The sequence below is a fragment of the Pseudomonas sp. RL_15y_Pfl2_60 genome, assembly GCF_963970595.1.
Lineage (GTDB): Bacteria > Pseudomonadota > Gammaproteobacteria > Pseudomonadales > Pseudomonadaceae > Aquipseudomonas.
In genome coordinates this window covers 751,853-770,305 of the sequence record NZ_CAXAOE010000002.1, presented here as the reverse complement: position 1 = coordinate 770,305, position 18,453 = coordinate 751,853, and the positions used below count along the sequence as shown (strand labels likewise).

Sequence of the window (18,453 nt, the reverse complement as noted above, 5' to 3'; positions counted from 1 at the left end):
GGTCTAGCTGGGCTGGGCCTGGCGTTGCTGCAGGCTGCGCCACAACGCTGCACCCAACAGTGCGCTGACCAAGGCCCAGCCGATTGCCTGAACATTGCCCAGGGTTTCTTCAAAGAGCTGCAGTGGGATTCCAGCTGCTATCAGTAACAGCAATGCAAGGGTCTCACGGCGAAAACCAGCAACCGGGCGCCATAGATAAACCACTGCTGGCAACAGCAGTGCGGCGCTTGGGAAGCTGCGGTAGCGTGCATCGGTGACCAGTGCCAGCATCATCACCGCACCCGCAAAGCCGCTGGCAATCAACCACCAATGCCGCCGGCTATCGAGCCAGCTGAACACTGTCCTGCGCCAATCTTTGTTCTCGCTCAGGGCCAGGCTGATGTGCATCAGGACAACCATGTTCAGAACCAGAAGTGCGCCAGCCCACAACCATTCGCCAATGTAGCGGCTGGTGATCAGGCTTAACTCCGCCCATAGGCCCATGCAGCCAACCCCGACTGCGACCAGCAGCGGCTGAAGAAGGCTGTAGCGCATGGATTGCGGGCGCCATGTCAGTAACAGTATTGCACCGTAGAGCAATGCGCTGCCCCCTAGCCAGAAGGGCCAGTCTGGTAGGTTTGAGACGCTGCCGGCGAGCACCGACTTGTCATTGCGGTCTGCGTCGTACAAGCCCCAGTAGCCACCGACAGCGCCTTCGCTGGCGCGCTTCCAGGGCTGGTCAAAGGCTTCAATCAAGTTGTAATGCCAGCCATTTTCTTCCGCCATGGTGACGAAGCCGCGCATGAACTTGGCCTGGTTTACCCGGCTTGGCAGTGCAGTTTCACGTTGGCGTCCCTCGCTTGGCCAGCCGGTCTCGCCGATCAGGATATCTTTGGGTGCGAATTTTTCGGTGAACAGGTTACGCACCTTGGCGACCTGGGACAGTGCTGTGTCGATACCCGCTGGATCGTCTTCCCAGTAAGGCAGAAGGTGGATTGTCAGAAAATCCACCGCAGGCGCGATTTCAGGATGCTTTAACCAAAACTCCCAGACATCGGCATAGGTCACCGGTTGCTTGATTTGGGATTTAACCTGGCTAATCAGTTTGACCAATTGTTTGGAGGTGACTTCCTTGCGCAGCAAGGTTTCGTTGCCGACTATCACCGCTTTGACAATGTCAGGATTGGCGTTGGCAGCCTTGATTGCACCTTTGATCTCGATTTGAGTTTCAATCGGACTACGGCTGACCCAGGCACCGATCATCAGGGTCAGGCCGTGCTTTCTGGCCAAGTCGGGCAGCGCTTCAAGGCCCGTCACCGAGTAGGTGCGCAGGCAATCAAAGCGTTTGGCGAGAATCCCGAGATCGATGTCCATGCGTTCATTACTGATGCGCAAGGGTTTCTGGAAGGGGGATTGGTCTTTGCCGAAAGGGGTGTATGACGCGCACTGCATCTTGTGCGAGGCGCTGGCAACATCGGGTAGATGCACGGGTTTGCCAAGTCCATACCAAAGCCCGGTTAACAGGACTAACCCCAGCACGGCGCTAAGTAGGTAGGCAGGCAATGAAAAGCGTTGGATAGCAGGCATAGTAGGGCGCACAGAGGGAAGACGCTGGCAATGGTAACGGATACGCGATGGCTACGGCATAAGCAAATGCAATGACTCAAGTGCACTGCTTGGCAACGCTACTATGACGTTTGTCCTTTGGTTTGGTTCGAATATCAGAATCGCAGCGTTAGGGTCAGGTTATTGCACATGCGTGCAGTTCGGGCAGGAAGTCCGGGAACCTGAATAGGATAATTCAATATGCGTATTTACATCTTGCCAGCGCTGCTGGCTTTAGCGTGCACTGTTGTCCCATTTACCCTTAGCGCTGCGGAGCCTGTAGCAAAAGATCAGCTTGCTGTTGAGCAAACTGAGGCGCAAACGACCATCAATTTGAACACTGCAGATGCAGCCACCTTGCAGCAAGGCTTGACCGGCGTGGGTGAGATGAAGGCCAAGGCCATCGTTGCCTATCGTGAAAGCGTTGGGGCCTTTGCTTCTGTCGATGAGCTGCTTGAGGTCAAGGGGATTGGTGCCGCTATCCTTGAGCGCAATCGCAGCAAGCTCAGTGTTAAGTAATGCCGGGCATTACTTGCTTGCTGTTCAAGTGGCAGGCATAAAAAAAGCGCCATATCGGCGCTTTTTTTAATTGGAACAGAGTGAATGACGCTGTTCCTAAGATTCAACTCTTATCAACAGCAAGAGCGAAAATGGTGGGTCGTGTGGGATTCGAACCTACGACCAATTGGTTAAAAGCCAACTGCTCTACCAACTGAGCTAACGACCCAAATAATGGTCGGGGTAGGGGGATTCGAACTCCCGACATCCTGCTCCCAAAGCAGGCGCGCTACCGGACTGCGCTATACCCCGACAAGTGGCTCCACGACCTGGACTCGAACCAGGGACCCAATGATTAACAGTCATTTGCTCTACCAACTGAGCTATCGCGGAACAACGACGCGTATCCTACTGATTATTAAGGGGAAGTCAAGCCTCTGACGACCCCTTTTTAAATATTTAAAGGACTTTGGCGATGGCTTCGGTCACTGCCGGCAGATTTCGCACGTTAAGAGCCGCCACGCAGATGCGGCCTGTGCCTACGGCATAGATACCGAATTCGCTCTTCAAGCGTTCGACTTGCTCGGTGGTCAAGCCGGAGTAGGAGAACATGCCGCGTTGTTGGGCAACGAAGCTAAAGTCACGTTTAGCACCCAGCGCCGCCAATTGCTCGACCATGGACAGGCGCATGTTGCGAATGCGGTCACGCATTTCACCCAGCTCGGCTTCCCACATTGCACGCAGTTCAGGTGTATTGAGTACAGTGGCGACAACGCTGGCGCCATGGGTTGGCGGGTTCGAGTAGTTGGTGCGGATCACCCGTTTAACCTGCGACAGTACGCGGCTGGTTTCATCCGTTGAGCCGGTGACAATAGACAGCGCGCCAACTCGCTCACCGTACAGCGAGAACGATTTCGAGAACGAGCTTGAAACAAAGAAGGTCAGCCCAGATTGTGCAAACAAGCGAACGGCTGCAGCGTCTTCTTCGATACCGTCGCCAAAACCTTGATAGGCAATATCGAGGAATGGCACGTGTTCACGCTCACGGATAATCTCCAGGATCGCTTGCCAGTCCTCAATGTTCAGGTCGACGCCCGTCGGGTTGTGGCAGCAGGCATGCAGCACAACAACCGAGCGGGTCGGCAGGTTTTTCAAGTCTTCGAGCATGCCGCCGCGATTTACACCGTTGCTGAAAGCATCGTAGTAGCGGTAGTTGCGAACCGGGAAGCCTGCAGCCTCAAACAGTGCGCGATGGTTCTCCCAGCTAGGATCGCTGATGGCCACGCAGGCATCGGGCAGCAGGCGCTTGATGAAGTCTGCGCCGACTTTGAGCGCGCCGGTGCCGCCCAGCGCTTGGGTGGTGATGACCCGGCCTTCACTCACTAAGCGGGAATTGCTGCCAAACAACAGGGTCTGGACCGCTTGGTCGTAGGCGGCAATGCCTTCAATTGGCAGGTAGCCGCGCGGGGCATGGGCTTCAATACGTGCTTTTTCTGCCTCGGCCACTGCGCGTAGAAGAGGAATTCGGCCTTCTTCGTTGGTGTATACGCCAACGCCAAGGTTAACCTTATGGGCACGGGTATCAGCGTTGAATGCTTCGTTGAGGCCCAGGATCGGATCGCGCGGAGCCATTTCGACGGCGGTGAACAGACTCATGAGTGTGGCAGCTCTGTTATGAGAGAGGTGGGGGCAGGCATCCCTTAATGTCCAACATTAGGGGATGCGTCAGTGGCCCGTTAGTATAGCGGGCTAGATCGCGTGCTGCGACAGCGCAAGCACGCTTTTTATGACGTACTCTATCGGGTCGCGTCACATCGTTTGTTGAGGTTAGTTATGTCCGATTTTGAACTGGTTACCCGTTTTCAGCCTGCTGGTGATCAGCCTGAGGCAATCCGGCAGATGGTAGAAGGGCTCGAAGCTGGGCTTTCGCACCAGACCTTGCTGGGTGTGACGGGGTCGGGCAAGACATTCAGCATTGCCAATGTGATCGCCCAGATCAACCGGCCGACTCTGGTGCTGGCGCCCAATAAAACCCTGGCCGCCCAGCTCTATGGCGAGTTCAAGACCTTCTTTCCCAATAATGCGGTCGAGTATTTTGTTTCCTACTACGACTATTATCAGCCGGAGGCCTATGTGCCTTCGTCTGACACCTTTATTGAAAAAGACGCCTCGATCAACGACCACATCGAGCAAATGCGTCTTTCAGCGACCAAGGCACTGCTGGAGCGGCCCGACGCAATCATCGTGACGACTGTGTCTTGTATTTACGGCTTGGGCAGTCCCGAGCTGTACCTGAAGATGGTGCTGCACGTCGACCGGGGCGACAAGATGGATCAGCGGGCATTGCTGCGGCGCCTGGCTGACCTGCAATACACTCGCAATGACATGGATTTTGCCCGCGCGACCTTCCGCGTTCGTGGCGATGTGATTGATATCTTCCCGGCGGAATCCGACCTTGAAGCGATTCGCATCGAACTATTTGACGATGAAGTCGAAAGCATTTCAGCCTTCGACCCGTTGACCGGCGAGGTCATCCGCAAGCTGCCGCGCTTTACCTTTTATCCAAAAAGTCACTACGTGACGCCCCGTGAAACCCTGCTCGAAGCGGTGGAGAAGATCAAGGTCGAGCTGGCCGAACGCCTTGAATACCTGCGTGGCGCGAACAAGTTGGTCGAGGCCCAGCGTCTTGAGCAGCGTACTCGCTTCGACCTGGAAATGATTATCGAGCTGGGTTATTGCAACGGCATCGAGAACTACTCGCGCTATCTGTCTGGTCGCGACTCCGGCGAGGCGCCGCCGACGCTGTACGACTATCTACCTGATCAAGCCTTGTTGGTGATCGACGAGTCCCACGTCAGCGTGCCTCAGGTCGGAGCCATGTATAAGGGCGACCGCTCACGCAAGGAAACCCTGGTCGAGTATGGTTTTCGCTTGCCATCGGCTCTGGATAACCGGCCAATGCGTTTTGAAGAGTGGGAAAACGCCAGTCCGCAGACCATATTTGTCTCGGCAACCCCCGGCCCATACGAAGCCGAGCATGCCGGGCGAGTCATCGAGCAGGTGGTGCGCCCAACCGGTCTGGTTGACCCGCAAATCGAAGTGCGTCCGGCGCTGACCCAGGTTGATGATTTGTTGTCTGAAATCCACAAGCGCGTGGCGATCGAGGAGCGCGTGCTGGTCACCACGCTGACCAAGCGCATGGCTGAGGATCTGACCGATTATCTGGCCGATCACGGTGTGCGGGTGCGTTACCTGCATTCGGATATCGACACCGTTGAGCGCGTCGAGATTATCCGCGATTTGCGCATTGGCGCCTTCGACGTGTTGGTCGGCATCAACTTGCTGCGTGAAGGCCTGGATATGCCCGAGGTTTCACTGGTGGCGATTCTCGATGCTGACAAAGAAGGCTTCCTGCGTTCCGAGCGTTCATTGATCCAGACCATTGGCCGGGCGGCACGTAACCTCAATGGCCGGGCGATTCTGTATGCGGACCGCATGACTGGCTCCATGGAGCGGGCGATTGGCGAGACCGAGCGGCGGCGTAACAAGCAGATCGCCTACAACGAGGCCAACGGCATTGTGCCCAAGGGTGTATTCAAGGATGTTCAGGATATACTTGAAGGCGCTGTGGTGCCGGGCTCGCGTAGCAACAAACGCAAGGGTATGGCCAAGGCCGCTGAGGAGCAGGCCCGCTATGAAAATGAGCTGCGCTCGCCGAGTGAAATCAGCAAGCGCATTCGCCAGCTTGAAGAAAAAATGTACCAGTTGGCACGGGACCTGGAGTTCGAGGCCGCAGCGCAAATGCGTGACGAAGTGCAGAAGCTGCGCGAGCGCCTGCTTAAAGTCTAGCCGGTTGGTGTTTTCCAGCCAGCTTTGACATGTTCAGCGCAGGGTTAGATGACGACTGAGCAGGGCGCGCAACGCCGCAGGCTTGACCGGCTTGGACAGGTAATCAAGCCCCGCCGCATGCACTGCGGCGATAAGCTCAGGGCGGCCGTCCGCGCTAATCACCACGCCAGGTACAGGCTCGCCGAGACGGGTGCGTAGCCAGGCCATCAGTTCGGTGCCGGTGTCGCCTTCATCCAGATGAAAATCGATCAAGGCAAGCTGCGGACGCACATCTTCGCTGAGCAGGTGCTCGCATTCCAGGCGATTGCGCGCTGTCCAAACCTGGCAGCCCCAGCGTGACAGCAAGCTGTGCATACCCGTCAGAATGCTGTCTTCGTTGTCGATACAGAGCACCTGGGAACCTGGCAGCTGGGCATTGCTCTGTTCAACAGCATTGCTGGTTGGCTTGTGCAGCGAGGTCTTGGCCAGCGGCACGGTGACGCTGAACACGCTGCCTTTGCCTGGCCATGAGCGCACTTCCAGTGAGTGATTGAGCACTCGACACAGGCCGTCCGCGATCGCCAAACCCAGGCCGAGGCCTTTTTCGGCGCGGGTCTGGTGGCTGTCCAGGCGCTTGAATTCTTCAAAGATTTCTTTGCGCTTGTTCTCGGGAATGCCGGGGCCGCGATCCCACACCTCAAGGCGCAAATGGCCAGGGACATGGCGTACGCCCAGAATCACGCGGCCTTGGGCGTAGCGGAAGGCGTTGGTCAGGAAGTTCTGTAGCACACGGCGCAACAGGCGGATATCACTGTCGATACGCTGGCGGCTGCCGCGCAGGCGGAAATCAATGCCTTGCTCGGCGGCCAAAACCTTGAATTCAGCGCCAAGGGTGTCAAACAGCGTGCTTAGCGCGAAGGGATTGCAGTCGGGTGTGATGCGACCGCTTTCCAGTCGCGAGATATCCAGCAGGTCGGTGATCAACTCTTCAGCAGAACGCAGCGATGTGTCGAGATGGCGCACCAGTTCCTGGGCTTCATGGGGGAGTGCATCGTCCTGATGCGACAGGGCTGCGGAGAACAGGCGCGCGGCATTCAGGGGCTGCATCAAGTCATGGCTTACGGCAGCAAGGAAGCGGGTTTTCGACTGATTGGCGGCTTCGGCATTGCCCTTGGCCTCGGTTAGCGCGACATTCAGTTGCGACAGCTCGTGGGTGCGCTCGCTGACCCGCTGTTCAAGGCCTTCGTTGGCTTCTTTAAGGGCCTGCTCGGCTTGGCGGAATTCGGTAATGTCAGTGAAACTCATGACGAAACCGCCACCGGGCATGGGGTTGCCGATCAGCTCAATCACCCGGCCGTTGGGGAACATGCGCTCAGAGGTGTGGGGTGTTCCTTGGCGCATCCAGTACAGGCGCTTGCTGATATTGGCTTCGACGCCGCCTTCGCGAAACAGGCCGCGTTCGGCGTTGTGGCGAATGATGTCGGCGATGGGGCGGCCAACGTAAATCAAATCTTCCGGGTATTCGAACATTTCGATGTAGCGGTGATTCCAGGCCACCAGTCGCAGCGATTGATCGACCACGCTGATGCCTTGGGTGATGTTTTCTATCGCGCCTTGCAGCAGCGCCCGATTGAATTGCAGCACTTCAGAGGCTTCGTCGACGATGCGTACGACGTCTTCAACCTGCATGTCGCGGCCTTCAATGGCTGCTTTGACCACGGCGCGCGTCGATGAGGCGCCGAGCACACCGGCCAGCAGGCGTTCGGTATGGGCGATCCACTCGCTGTTGGCTTGATGATTGGGGTTGAACTCCAGGTCTTGGCGCGCGGCAAAGCGCATAAAGCTCTGTTTGGCGCGCTCCTCGCCAACAAAGCGGCTGGCCAGTATCAGTAAGTCGTTCACTTGCACGGCTAGGCTATTGCGGGCGCCGAGCTTGCTGCCCAGGTCATGGCCAATAAAGCGCCCGGCTTGCCAGTGTTCAGATACGCGGGTGCGGGAAAAGTACGAGACCCAGGCGAACAGCAGCGTATTGCCGGCCAGCGACAGCACCACGCCACGAGTGAGTGCATCTACTTCGAAGCCGATCGGCGCATAGAGCAGCGAGTTCAGGCCGGGAACGCGCTCTATGGACCAACCCAGGCTGCCGATAATCAACGGGATCACCAAGGTGTAGAACCAAATCAGCGCGCCGACAATGAGCCCGGCGAACACGCCACGGCGATTGGCTTGCTTCCACACTAAAGCCCCGAACATGGCCGGTGCCAGTTGACCGATAGCGGCGAAAGAGACCTGGCCGATGGTTGCAAGGCTGGCGTTGGAGCCGAGCAGGCGATAGCAGACATAGGCAAGCAACAGGATCAGCACAATACTCACGCGGCGTGCCGTCAGCATCCAGTGGCGGAATGCTTCATAAGGTCGCTCAGTGCTATTGCGGTGCAAGAGCCAAGGTAAGAGCATGTCATTGGAAATCATAGTCGACAGTGCCACGGAGGCAACAATGACCATGCCGGTTGCCGCCGAGGCGCCGCCAATGAACGCGAGCATGGCCAGCGCTGGATGAGCCTCGGCCAAGGGCAGGCTGATCACAAACGAGTCGGGGGTCACGCCTTGGGTCAGGAGCATTTGCCCGGCGAGCGCGATAGGCACCACAAACATCGCGGCAAGCATCAGGTAGAGCGGGAATACCCAGCGCGCCAGGCGCAGGTCTTGCGGCTCGATATTCTCAACCACTGTGACGTGGAACTGCCGTGGCAGGCAGACGATGGCAATCATCGCCAGGCAGGTTTGCACCAGCATTGCCGGCCAGTTCACTGCAACTTGCCAGAAATCCGTGAGCTCAGTGGAGTTTTTTGCTTGGGTGAAGACATCGGCGAAGCCGTCGAACAAACCAAAGGTGACAAAAGCGCCCACCGAGAGAAACGCCAGCAGCTTTACCAGTGATTCAAAGGCAATAGCCAGCACCATGCCGCGGTGGTGCTCGGTGGCATCCAGGTTGCGCGTACCGAACAAAATGGTGAACAGGGCCAATACCAGCGACACGATCAGCGCCGTGTCTTGGGCGCGGGTGCCGGTGGAATCAGGCACGGAGCCAACCAGCAGGTTCACCCCGAGCACAATGCCTTTGAGCTGCAAGGCAATATAAGGCAGCACACCAACCAAGCAGATCAGGGCTACGGCTATGGCAAGGCCTTGGGATTTGCCGTAGCGCGCGGCAATAAAGTCAGCAATCGAGGTGATGTTTTCCTGTTTGCTGATCAGCACCATTTTCTGCAGCACCCAGGGTGCGAACAGCAGCAAGAGAATCGGGCCGATATAAATAGGCAGGAATGACCAGAGTTGTTCAGCCGACTGGCCCACGGCGCCAAAGAATGTCCAGCTGGTGCAGTAAACGGTCAGCGATAAGCTGTAGACCCAGGCGCGAACTTTGGGCGACAGGGGTTTACGACGCCTGTCGCCATAAAATGCGATGGCGAACAGAATGGCCATATAAGTGAGGGCAACAGCAGCGATCAGCCCGCCGGACAGCGACATGCAGACTCCAACAACAAACTAATTACGAACGGTTCGGTCTTAACTTCAACAACCGACGGCTATGATATTTGCGCGCTTGCCAACAGTAACAGGCTGCAATACCGCAGCTGCTTTCAAATGCTTGAGCGTCACTCTCGACAGTGTCGCAGCAAAGTCTGCAAACGTCAGTTGCGACCTTGGTCGCAGGGCTGCGGCAGCGAATAATTCTACGGTTGTTAATTGTGAAGTGGTTATCACCCTGTTAAGTTGATTTGTTAGCGTACACGCATGTAGAGGAGCCTTATGTTCAGACCGCAATTAATAACCCTACAGCGTGGCGCCCTACGCATTGAGCCGATGCTTGATGCGGACATCCCGGCCTTGGTTGCGCTGGCCGAGGCCAATCGTAACGAACTGCTCTATGTCGATGGCGCGCAGCGGCTTGACTGGTATCGCCAGGGGTTAGCGGATCAGCGTGAGGATAAGGCGCTGCCATTTGTTATCCGTCTGAGTGATCAATTGGTTGGAACCACACGCTTTGCCGATTTCATGCCCAAGCTGCCTGCCGCCGAAATTGGCTGGACATGGCTTGATCGGGCGCAACACGGCACCGGGCTCAATACCATGATCAAGTACCTGATGCTGCGCCATGCCTTTGAAAGCTGGCGAATGGTCCGTGTGCAGCTTAAAACCGCTGCGAGCAACCTGCGTTCGCAAGCGGCGATTGAGAAACTCGGCGCTGAGCGCGAAGGCCTGCTGCGCAATCATCGTCGCTTGGCGGATGGGCGCCTTGATGACACCGTGTTATACAGCATCACGGATCAGCAATGGCCCATCATCAAGCAGCAGTTGGAGGCGCGGTTCGGCGCGTTGTAAAGCCATGAGCGAGGCAAGTGAACAAGCCCGTTTTTGGCAGGCCAAGGGCTTGGCCGATGTCGAACTGCTGCATGCCCGTTATGTGCAACAGCGATTTGCCCCGCATGTCCATGAAGGCTTTGTGTTCACTGTTATCCAAAACGGCGCACAACGATTCAGGCACCGTGGCAGTGACCATCTGGCGCCGCAAGGCAGCATGGTGTTGATCAATCCGGATGAAGTCCATACCGGCTCCAAGGCCCATGATGACGGCTGGCGCTACCGGGGCTTTTATCCGGATAACCGCCAAGTGCTCGGGGTGTTACAAGAGTTGGATCTCGCCGGTGGCGGCATGCCTGGCTTCGCCGTTAGCGTGCTGCATGACCCACAACTGCACAGTGCATTTACCCAGCTGCATCTTCTGCTGGAAGGCGGCGCCGATGCCTTGCAGCAGCAAGTTGTATGGCGCGAAGCGGTCTTGCTGCTGTTTCAGCGTTACGCCAAGATCGCCGAGCCTCGCGCTCCCGGGCGTGAAACCCGAGCGGTGGAGCTGGCCAAGGAGTTACTCAGCAGTCAAATGGCCGCGCCGCCTTCGCTCGAAGCATTGGCGATGGCGGTGAACCTATCACCGTTTCATTTCGCTCGGGTATTTCGCCGGGCAACTGGCTTGCCTCCCCACGCCTGGTTGAAGCAGCGGCGTTTGAGCCAAGCCCGTGCCTTGCTCAAGCAGGGCTGCATGCCGTTGCACGTGGCGATGCAGCTTGGCTTTGCTGACCAGAGTCATTTGAGCCGTCAGTTCAAACAGGTATTCGGCGTATCTCCTGGTGCTTACCGGGCAGCCAGCTCGGGTCTGCCAAGCCTGCAATAGCGATTTCGGCGCAGGCGCGCAGTTGAGCAATATCGTTCAAGCTGCCAGGCGCAGGTTGCGATAGGCTTGCGGGTCAAGGAGATGCGTTATGACCCGCGTGCAGGAATTTTCTCAAGGTGTCCGTGACATGCTGCCCATGCTGTTGGGCGCCATGCCATTTGGCATCATCTATGGCAGCCTGGCGGTTGCGGCTGGGCTGAGCCCATGGCAAACACTGGCCATGTCGGTTTTTGTTTTCGCCGGTTCCGCGCAGTTTATTGCGATCAGTCTGCTCAGCAGCGGTGTCGGTATCACCGTTCTATTGCTGACCACCTTTGTGGTCAACCTGCGCCATGCTTTGTACAGCGCCAGTTTGCAGCCGTTTGTGCGACACCTGCCCACGCGCTGGCGCATGAGTCTGGCGTTCTGGCTGACAGATGAAGCCTTCGCTGTGGTGCAGCACCGCTATGCGCTCGGTGACGAGTCGCTGAACAAGCACTGGTATTTCCTCGGCGCTGCACTGGCGATGTACAGCAACTGGTTGCTGTGCACAGTCATTGGCTTGGTTTTTGGTCAGTCGGTGCCAAATCTGGCCGAGTGGGGGTTGGATTTTGCCATGCTCGCAACCTTTATCGGCATTGTTGTGCCGATGCTGCGCAATCGCCCGCAAGTCGCAGCAGCCCTGGTTGCCGCTGCCGTAGCCCTGGCCTGTCATGAGTTGCCTTACAAGCTGGGGCTTATGGCGGCGGCATTCAGCGGGATCCTTGTCGGCGTGGTTTTGGAACGGCGCGGTGAACTGCCTGTAGAGGAGCTAGCATGATGGACAATTGGTTGCTGATCTTCGGTATGACGGTCATTACCTTCGGCATTCGCTATAGTTTGTTCGCCTTGCCAAACCTGAGCTTTCCGCCGCTGGTGCGCCAAGGGCTGCATTACGTGCCGACTGCAGTGCTGACGGCGATCGTGGTGCCCGGCATGCTGCTGCCCGATGGCCAGAATTGGCAGCTGGCGCTGGATAACGCCTACCTGGTGGCGGGCCTGATTACCATTGCGATTGCGGCGTTCACCCGGCATTTACTGGCGACAATCGGCGGTGGCTTGCTGGTGTTTTTCCTGCTGCGCTGGGCAATGGGGCAGTTGCCGATCTAGTGGAAACCCATGATTCTCCCGGAAGTAGGGTGTGACAACGCGAAGCTTGTCCACCATAAGGTATGAAGTCGACGTCAATGTTGGTGGAAGGGCGATGCGTCTTCCACCGGGTGGGGGCTTAATGAAAGAGTGCCCGAGGGCGCTTTTTTCGTTAATCCTCTGCAAAAAACTGCTTTGGGTGTGGCTTTCGATGGATGGGTTGCAGTCAAATGCATAACGAATCCGCCACAGGTACATGGAAGATGACCCAACAATCGCAGTTTGCGTTACTCGGCACCAAGCGGTTCTTGCCGTTTTTCTTGACCCAGTTGCTCGGCGCTTTTAACGACAACATTTTCAAGCAATCACTGATCCTAGCCATTCTGTTCAAGCTCACCGTCGACGCCGACCGTGATTTATTGGTCAATCTCTGTGCGTTGCTATTTATCCTGCCGTTCTTTCTGTTCTCCGCGCTGGGCGGGCAATTCGGTGAGAAGTTCGATAAGGACTGGCTGATTCGCAAGATCAAGTTCGCTGAAATCATCATCATGCTCGCCGGTGCTGCTGGGGTTTTGTTGGGGAGTCTGCCGCTGATGCTGTTGGTGCTGTTTGCCATGGGCACTCAATCGGCGCTGTTTGGCCCGGTCAAATATTCAATCTTGCCCCAGCACTTGCAAGAGCGTGAGCTGATAGGCGGCAACGCACTGGTTGAGATGGGCACCTTTCTGGCGATCCTGGCTGGCACCATCGGCGCAGGTGTGATCATGGCGAGTAGCAGCTACGCGAATATTGTCGCCGGAGCGGTGGTGAGCGTTGCGGTGCTGGGTTACCTGACCAGTTGCAAGATTCCCTCCGGGCCTGCGGCCTTGCCTGACCTGAAGATGGACTGGAATATCTTCCGCCAGTCCTGGACCACCATGAAAATTGGCTTGGGCCAAACGCCAGCCGTTTCACGCTCCTTGTTGGGTAACTCCTGGTTCTGGTTTCTCGGCGCGGTGTACCTGACGCAAATCCCGGCGTACGCCAAAGACTGGCTGTATGGCGACGAGAGCGTGGTAACCCTGATTCTCACGGTGTTCTCGCTGGGTATTGGTCTGGGCTCGATGCTCTGCGAAAAGATGTCGGGAGAAAAGGTCGAGATCGGCCTGGTGCCGTTTGGCTCCATCGGCCTGACCCTGTTTGGCATTCTGCTCTGGTGGGTGTCCGGTGACTTTCCGCAAGCCGCTCAGCCCCATGACTGGCTCGGTGTCCTGAGTCATGGCCAGGCGTGGGCGATCATGGCGTCGATCATGGGCATTGGCCTGTTTGGTGGTTTCTACATTGTGCCTTTGTACGCATTGATTCAGTCGCGTAGCGTCGAGAGTGAGCGGGCGCGGGTGATTGCGGCCAACAACATCCTTAATGCGTTGTTTATGGTGATCTCAGCGATCATTTCGATTGCCTTTCTGACCCTGGCCAAGCTGTCGATTCCGCAGTTGTTCCTGGTTATTTCGCTGATGAACATTGCCGTCAACAGCTACATCTTCAAGATTGTGCCCGAGTTCAGCATGCGCTTTATGATCTGGCTGCTGAGCCATTCGATGTACCGCGTTGAGCACAAAAATCTGCAAGTGATACCTGATGAAGGCGCGGCACTGTTGGTCTGCAATCATGTTTCGTTTGTTGATGCCTTGCTGATTGGCGGCGCGATCCGGCGGCCGGTACGCTTCGTGATGTACTACAAAATCTATAACCTGCCGGTGCTTAACTTTATCTTCCGCACGGCGGGTACGGTGCCGATTGCCGGGCGCAATGAAGACCTGCTGGTCTACGATGCTGCGTTTAAGCAAATCGCCGAGTACCTGCGCAAGGGTGAAGTGGTGTGCATCTTCCCCGAGGGCAAGTTGACCACTGACGGTGAGATTAATGAATTCAAGGGTGGTGTTGATCGCATTCTTGAGCAAACCCCGGTGCCGGTGATTCCGATTGCATTGCAGGGGTTGTGGGGCAGCTTCTTCAGTCGCGACCCGAACAAGGGCTTTTTAAAGCGCCTGTGGTCACGTATTTGCTTGGTGGCGGGCTCGCCGATTGCTGCACAAGAGGCCAATCGCGCTTACTTGCAGGAGCAGGTGGCTGGGCTGCGTGGCGATATTCGTTGAGTTGATGAGCTGTCTGCCAGCGCGCTGATAGGCGGCGCTGGCAGAGCGCTATTGGGTTAGTGGCTGAGTTTCAACCCCAGCAGCCCGCTAACAATCAAGACCACGCTGAGTATGCGCATCGGCGCCATCGATTCGCCGAACAGGATGATTCCGGCAATCACGGTGCCAACGGCGCCAATACCGGTCCAGATCGCATAAGCGGTGCCCAGTGGCAGGTCTTTCATGGCGATGCCGAGCAGCACCAAGCTTATTGCCATGGCACCAATGGTCAGCGCGGTAGGGAGGGGGCGGGTAAAGCCGTCGGTGTATTTAAGACCGACAGCCCAGCCAACTTCGAATAAGCCGGCGAAAAACAGAATGATCCAGGACATACAGACCTCCAGACGATTAATTTGCGTCGTTGGGGTCGTCCCCGCTAGATGGATATGCAGTCTGAGGTCGTCCTCAAAACGGGCCTAGTTTAACCGAGTCCTGCGGCGAGGCAAGTCGCCGCAATATCCAAATATTTCTGATTTATTGGCTTTTCTCAGGCGCGTCATCTTTCATGCGTCGATAAATACTGGCGACCAGTGGGCCCGACAGATTGTGCCAAACGCTGAATAGAGCGCTGGGTACGGCGGCCAAGGGTGAGAAATGCGCGCTGGCCAATGCAGCACCCAGTCCGGAATTTTGCATGCCGACTTCAATAGACATGGTTTTACGTTGCGCCAGGGGCATGCCCATTATCCGTCCTGCGAAGTAACCGAGTGCCAAACCGATACCGTTATGCAGAATCACCACCGCCATGATCAGCAGGCCAGACTCAGCAATCTTGGCCTGGCTGGCGGCAACAACCGCCGCGACAATGGCAACGATGCTGACCACCGAGATCAGCGGCAATACATCGACCGCCAGTTTTACCCGCTCGCCTAGCAGGCGCTGGACGACCAGGCCGAGAATGATTGGCAGCAGGACCATTTTCAGGATCGAGATAAACATCGCCATAAAGGACACCGGCAGCCATTGCGAAGCAAGCAGCCATATCAACGCGGGTGTTACCAGTGGGGCGAGCAGGGTCGTAACCGAGGTGATCGCCACCGACAGCGCAACATCGCCGCGGGCGAACCAGGTCATGACATTTGACGCCGTGCCACCTGGGCAGCAGCCAACCAGAATCACTCCGACGGCAATTTCGGCCGGCAAATTCAGCAGCTTGCAAAGTAACCATGCCAGGCACGGCATGATCACGAATTGAGCGATAACCCCGGCGAAAACCCGGCCTGGGCGTTGGGCGACTTCACGGAAATCTTCGGTCTTGAGGGTCAGGCCCATGCCGAACATGATCAAGCCAAGCAGCGGCACGATCCAAGCGGTGAGCGGTAGAAAAACGCTTGGCAGGAAAAAAGCCAAAACCGCAAATAACAGCACCCACAAGGCAAAGGTATTGCCGACAAAACGGCTTAGGCTAATCAATGCACGCATGTTGTTGATCCATTAAAAGGCAGAGGTGGTGGCCGATGCGCAAGGCATGCGCCGCTCTTATTCATTAGGGACTTGCATGTACAGTGTTGCGGTGTTGCGAGCGCCAGGGCGAGCCACTTGAGCGCACCCTGGAACGTACCGGCTTTAGAGACCTTGTGGGGTGTCTTCGCCGCCGAGGGCTTCAAACAGCGCTGGCAGGAACTCAACGAAGGTCAGCATCATCAGGGTGAAGCTGGCGTCGAGTTGGCCAAGGTTGTCATCACCACCGTCCTGCTCTGCTTGTTCTTGCAGCAGGTCTTCAAAACGCAGGCGCTTTACGGTCAGCTTGTCATCAAGCACGAACGACAGTTTCTCTTGCCATGCCAAGGACAGTTGGGTGACTTGCTTGCCTGACTCCATGTGCAGCTGGATTTCATCGCTGGTCAGGTCCTGACGCTTGACCCGTACCACGCCGCCATCTTCATGGGTGTCACGCAGTTCGCACTCATCAAGCACGTAGAAGTCGTCGGCGCTTTTCTGGGTCTTCACCCATTCGGTCATGGTTGCAGTCGGAGCGATCTTCACCGTCAGCGGGCGTACCGGCAGTGAGCCAATGGCTTCACGCAGGGTCGAAAGCAGGTCTTCGGCACGCTTCGGGCTGGATGCATCAACCAGGATCAAGCCTTGGGCCGGGGCAATGGCGGCAAAGGTTGCAGATTTGCGAATAAAGGCGCGGGGCAGGAAGGCCTGGACGATTTCGTCCTTGATTTGGTCGCGCTCCTTCTTGTAGACCTTGCGCATTTGCTCAGCTTCGATCTCATCGACCTTTTCTTTGACTGCGTCACGCACCACGCTACCCGGCAGAATGCGCTCTTCCTTGCGTGCGGCAATCAGCAGGAATCCTTGGCTACTGTGAACCAGGGGGGCGTCAGCACCTTTGCCGAAGGGGGCGACAAAACCGTAAGTGGTCAGTTCCTGACTAGCGCATGGGCGCGCCGGTTTGGCAGCAAGTGCGGCTTCCAGCGCATCTGCATCAAAGGGCACATCTTGGGTGAGGCGATAAACCAGCAGGTTACGAAACCACATAGCAGGGTGACTCTCCATTAACGCAAAGCCGCCATTATTCCCGCCTAATCGTCCCAGGCCAACCCTGAGTGAAGGAATCGCCTGGAAAGCGGGTAAGTGGCGATAGTGCAAATTTAAAAATTAGGCAGTTAAGCCATCGCTTGGGCAACGTTTTAACGCAGGAGTGCCTGCCAGGGTAGTTTTTCAGACTTTATCTAAGCCTTTGCTGGATAAATAAAATTTATTTCTCAAAGGGGGTTGCCAAGGTGCGATTGGCTCTCTAGAATGCGCCCCACTTCGAGAGTGAAGGGTGATTAGCTCAGCTGGGAGAGCATCTGCCTTACAAGCAGAGGGTCGGCGGTTCGATCCCGTCATCACCCACCAAACTCGCTTTTTGAAGTTACGCGCAGCGGTAGTTCAGTTGGTTAGAATACCGGCCTGTCACGCCGGGGGTCGCGGGTTCGAGTCCCGTCCGCTGCGCCATTTTTTCCCCGCTTCAAGCATCTCCCCCTCTTGCATCATATCCCCTAGATTTATCCCTTTCTCTGCAAATCAATTGTTTTCGTCGAAGTTTGACCTAAATAGCTGAACTTATAAGCATTTTCTTAATCCTAAGCTGGTAGCCAGTGATCGTTGCGGCCTGCTAAGCTCGCGCTTTCACTCGAATGCCCTACGGGCGTGCACCGAACAAGGAATAAGCATGAAACAGCATCGTTTAGCAGCTGCGGTAGCCCTGGTTGGGCTGGTGCTCGCTGGTTGTGATTCTCAAACCAACAGCGTGGAACTGAAAACCCCAGCGCAGAAAGCCTCTTACGGTATCGGCCTGAACATGGGCAGAAGCCTGGCTCAAGAAGGCATGGACGACCTTGATTCGAAAGCAGTTGCCCAAGGCATTGAAGATGCAATTGGTAAGAAAGAGCAGCGCCTGAAAGACGAAGAGCTGGTTGAAGCCTTTGCTTCCCTGCAAAAACGTTCTGAAGAGCGCCTGGCCAAGCTGAGCGATGAATCGAAAGCAGCGGGCAAGAAATTCCTGGAAGAGAACGGCAAGCGCGACGGCGTCGTGACCACTGATTCCGGTTTGCAGTACGAAATCGTCAAGAAGGCTGACGGTGCGCAACCTAAGCCAACCGATATCGTTACTGTTCACTACGAAGGCAAGCTGACTGACGGCACTGTCTTTGACAGCTCGATTGAGCGTGGTAGCCCGATTGATTTGCCCGTTAACGGTGTGATCCCAGGTTGGGTTGAAGGCCTGCAACTGATGCACGTTGGCGAGAAGATCAAACTGTACATCCCTAGCGACCTGGCCTACGGCGCGCAAAGCCCAAGCCCTGCGATCCCAGCCAACTCTGTGTTGGTTTTCGATCTGGAGTTGATTGGCATCAAGGATCCGAAAGCTGAGGCCGCCGCTCCTGAAGCATCGGCTGAAGACGCACAAAAAGCCGAGTAAGCTATTCTGGCTTCAACAACGCCCCGTTTCGACGGGGCGTTGTCGTTTGTGCGGGTCATAAATAGAACCAAAAAACGACTATTCGGTCTTAATGTGAAGAGAACGGCTAG

Annotated in this window: 14 protein-coding genes and 5 tRNA genes; 10 read left to right on the top strand and 9 right to left on the bottom strand. The window is 56.4% G+C overall.

Features of this window, described 5'->3' with window-relative positions; all coding sequences use genetic code 11:
* Window positions 1-3 precede the first annotated feature (3 nt).
* Entirely contained in the window at window positions 4-1,566 is a 1,563-nt protein-coding gene (locus tag AACY26_RS08670; RefSeq protein ID WP_339512984.1) for a glycoside hydrolase family 17 protein, read from the bottom strand.
* Window positions 1,567-1,785: 219 nt separating this feature from the next.
* Between AACY26_RS08670 and AACY26_RS08665 the strand changes: the two genes are divergently transcribed.
* A complete protein-coding gene (locus AACY26_RS08665) occupies window positions 1,786-2,103 on the top strand; it encodes a ComEA family DNA-binding protein (protein ID WP_339512982.1) in 318 nt (105 codons plus the stop codon).
* Between the two features lie 132 nt (window positions 2,104-2,235).
* Here the strand turns inward: AACY26_RS08665 and AACY26_RS08660 are convergent.
* The 4 genes from AACY26_RS08660 to AACY26_RS08645 all read right to left on the bottom strand — a co-directional run bounded on the left by AACY26_RS08660 (window position 2,236) and on the right by AACY26_RS08645 (window position 3,738).
* Window positions 2,236-2,311 (bottom strand) — tRNA-Lys (locus AACY26_RS08660).
* A gap of 6 nt (window positions 2,312-2,317) precedes the next feature.
* A tRNA-Pro gene (locus AACY26_RS08655) sits at window positions 2,318-2,394 on the bottom strand.
* Window positions 2,395-2,399: 5 nt separating this feature from the next.
* Window positions 2,400-2,475: transfer RNA gene (locus AACY26_RS08650), tRNA-Asn, on the bottom strand.
* Window positions 2,476-2,541: 66 nt separating this feature from the next.
* The gene (locus tag AACY26_RS08645) at window positions 2,542-3,738 is read right to left on the bottom strand and encodes an amino acid aminotransferase (RefSeq protein ID WP_339512980.1); all 1,197 of its coding nucleotides are present in this window, start codon (window positions 3,736-3,738) and stop codon (window positions 2,542-2,544) included.
* Window positions 3,739-3,915: 177 nt separating this feature from the next.
* On the opposite strand from AACY26_RS08645, the gene uvrB reads away from it, so the two are divergent.
* Window positions 3,916-5,931 carry an excinuclease ABC subunit UvrB gene (gene uvrB, locus AACY26_RS08640; protein WP_339512978.1) on the top strand — a complete coding sequence of 672 codons (2,016 nt, stop codon included), beginning with the start codon at window positions 3,916-3,918 and terminating at the stop codon, window positions 5,929-5,931.
* A 33-nt stretch (window positions 5,932-5,964) separates the two neighbouring features.
* Here the strand turns inward: uvrB and AACY26_RS08635 are convergent, their stop codons facing one another.
* Window positions 5,965-9,441 (bottom strand): hybrid sensor histidine kinase/response regulator, encoded by a 3,477-nt coding sequence (locus tag AACY26_RS08635; RefSeq protein ID WP_339512976.1) that lies wholly within the window; start codon window positions 9,439-9,441, stop codon window positions 5,965-5,967.
* A gap of 282 nt (window positions 9,442-9,723) precedes the next feature.
* On the opposite strand from AACY26_RS08635, the gene AACY26_RS08630 reads away from it, so the two are divergent.
* From AACY26_RS08630 to AACY26_RS08610, 5 genes are all read left to right on the top strand, one after another.
* The gene (locus AACY26_RS08630) at window positions 9,724-10,296 is read left to right on the top strand and encodes a GNAT family N-acetyltransferase (RefSeq protein WP_339512974.1); all 573 of its coding nucleotides are present in this window, start codon (window positions 9,724-9,726) and stop codon (window positions 10,294-10,296) included.
* Window positions 10,297-10,300: 4 nt separating this feature from the next.
* Window positions 10,301-11,143, top strand: a complete 843-nt coding sequence (locus AACY26_RS08625) for a helix-turn-helix transcriptional regulator (protein ID WP_339512972.1) — start codon at window positions 10,301-10,303, stop codon at window positions 11,141-11,143.
* Between the two features lie 88 nt (window positions 11,144-11,231).
* Window positions 11,232-11,942, top strand: a complete 711-nt coding sequence (locus AACY26_RS08620) for an AzlC family ABC transporter permease (protein ID WP_339512970.1) — start codon at window positions 11,232-11,234, stop codon at window positions 11,940-11,942.
* The gene (locus AACY26_RS08615) at window positions 11,942-12,271 is read left to right on the top strand and encodes an AzlD domain-containing protein (RefSeq protein ID WP_339513127.1); all 330 of its coding nucleotides are present in this window, start codon (window positions 11,942-11,944) and stop codon (window positions 12,269-12,271) included. The genes AACY26_RS08620 and AACY26_RS08615 overlap by 1 nt, the downstream gene beginning before the upstream one ends.
* Before the next feature lie 242 nt (window positions 12,272-12,513).
* Window positions 12,514-14,388 (top strand): MFS transporter, encoded by a 1,875-nt coding sequence (locus tag AACY26_RS08610; protein WP_339512968.1) that lies wholly within the window; start codon window positions 12,514-12,516, stop codon window positions 14,386-14,388.
* A gap of 56 nt (window positions 14,389-14,444) precedes the next feature.
* Here the strand turns inward: AACY26_RS08610 and sugE are convergent, their stop codons facing one another.
* The 3 genes from sugE to rdgC form a co-directional block, all read right to left on the bottom strand.
* Window positions 14,445-14,759, bottom strand: a complete 315-nt coding sequence (gene sugE, locus AACY26_RS08605; RefSeq protein ID WP_339512967.1) for a quaternary ammonium compound efflux SMR transporter SugE — start codon at window positions 14,757-14,759, stop codon at window positions 14,445-14,447.
* Between the two features lie 142 nt (window positions 14,760-14,901).
* Window positions 14,902-15,849: a bile acid:sodium symporter family protein gene (locus tag AACY26_RS08600; protein ID WP_339512965.1), complete on the bottom strand. Its 948-nt coding sequence runs from the start codon at window positions 15,847-15,849 to the stop codon at window positions 14,902-14,904.
* A 144-nt stretch (window positions 15,850-15,993) separates the two neighbouring features.
* Window positions 15,994-16,914 carry a recombination-associated protein RdgC gene (gene rdgC / locus AACY26_RS08595; protein ID WP_010484973.1) on the bottom strand — a complete coding sequence of 307 codons (921 nt, stop codon included), beginning with the start codon at window positions 16,912-16,914 and terminating at the stop codon, window positions 15,994-15,996.
* A 287-nt stretch (window positions 16,915-17,201) separates the two neighbouring features.
* Here rdgC and AACY26_RS08590 point away from each other — a divergent pair.
* The 3 genes from AACY26_RS08590 to AACY26_RS08580 all read left to right on the top strand — a co-directional run bounded on the left by AACY26_RS08590 (window position 17,202) and on the right by AACY26_RS08580 (window position 18,343).
* Window positions 17,202-17,277, top strand: a tRNA-Val gene (locus tag AACY26_RS08590).
* A gap of 22 nt (window positions 17,278-17,299) precedes the next feature.
* Window positions 17,300-17,376: transfer RNA gene (locus tag AACY26_RS08585), tRNA-Asp, on the top strand.
* Between the two features lie 217 nt (window positions 17,377-17,593).
* Complete coding sequence (locus AACY26_RS08580; protein WP_339512961.1) at window positions 17,594-18,343, top strand: FKBP-type peptidyl-prolyl cis-trans isomerase; 750 nt, start codon at window positions 17,594-17,596, stop codon at window positions 18,341-18,343.
* Window positions 18,344-18,453: the final 110 nt, after the last annotated feature.

Bases quoted from the DNA above. Each gene is read 5' to 3' on its own strand.
- rdgC (WP_010484973.1), bottom strand. From the start codon at position 16,914: ATGTGGTTTCGTAACCTGCTGGTTTATCGCCTCACCCAAGATGTGCCC.
- AACY26_RS08610 (WP_339512968.1), top strand. From the start codon at position 12,514: ATGACCCAACAATCGCAGTTTGCGTTACTCGGCACCAAGCGGTTCTTG.
- AACY26_RS08645 (WP_339512980.1), bottom strand. From the start codon at position 3,738: ATGAGTCTGTTCACCGCCGTCGAAATGGCTCCGCGCGATCCGATCCTG.
- AACY26_RS08580 (WP_339512961.1), top strand. From the start codon at position 17,594: ATGAAACAGCATCGTTTAGCAGCTGCGGTAGCCCTGGTTGGGCTGGTG.
- AACY26_RS08665 (WP_339512982.1), top strand. From the start codon at position 1,786: ATGCGTATTTACATCTTGCCAGCGCTGCTGGCTTTAGCGTGCACTGTT.
- AACY26_RS08620 (WP_339512970.1), top strand. From the start codon at position 11,232: ATGACCCGCGTGCAGGAATTTTCTCAAGGTGTCCGTGACATGCTGCCC.
- AACY26_RS08615 (WP_339513127.1), top strand. From the start codon at position 11,942: ATGGACAATTGGTTGCTGATCTTCGGTATGACGGTCATTACCTTCGGC.
- AACY26_RS08625 (WP_339512972.1), top strand. From the start codon at position 10,301: ATGAGCGAGGCAAGTGAACAAGCCCGTTTTTGGCAGGCCAAGGGCTTG.
- uvrB (WP_339512978.1), top strand. From the start codon at position 3,916: ATGTCCGATTTTGAACTGGTTACCCGTTTTCAGCCTGCTGGTGATCAG.
- AACY26_RS08600 (WP_339512965.1), bottom strand. From the start codon at position 15,849: ATGCGTGCATTGATTAGCCTAAGCCGTTTTGTCGGCAATACCTTTGCC.
- sugE (WP_339512967.1), bottom strand. From the start codon at position 14,759: ATGTCCTGGATCATTCTGTTTTTCGCCGGCTTATTCGAAGTTGGCTGG.
- AACY26_RS08630 (WP_339512974.1), top strand. From the start codon at position 9,724: ATGTTCAGACCGCAATTAATAACCCTACAGCGTGGCGCCCTACGCATT.
- AACY26_RS08670 (WP_339512984.1), bottom strand. From the start codon at position 1,566: ATGCCTGCTATCCAACGCTTTTCATTGCCTGCCTACCTACTTAGCGCC.
- AACY26_RS08635 (WP_339512976.1), bottom strand. From the start codon at position 9,441: ATGTCGCTGTCCGGCGGGCTGATCGCTGCTGTTGCCCTCACTTATATG.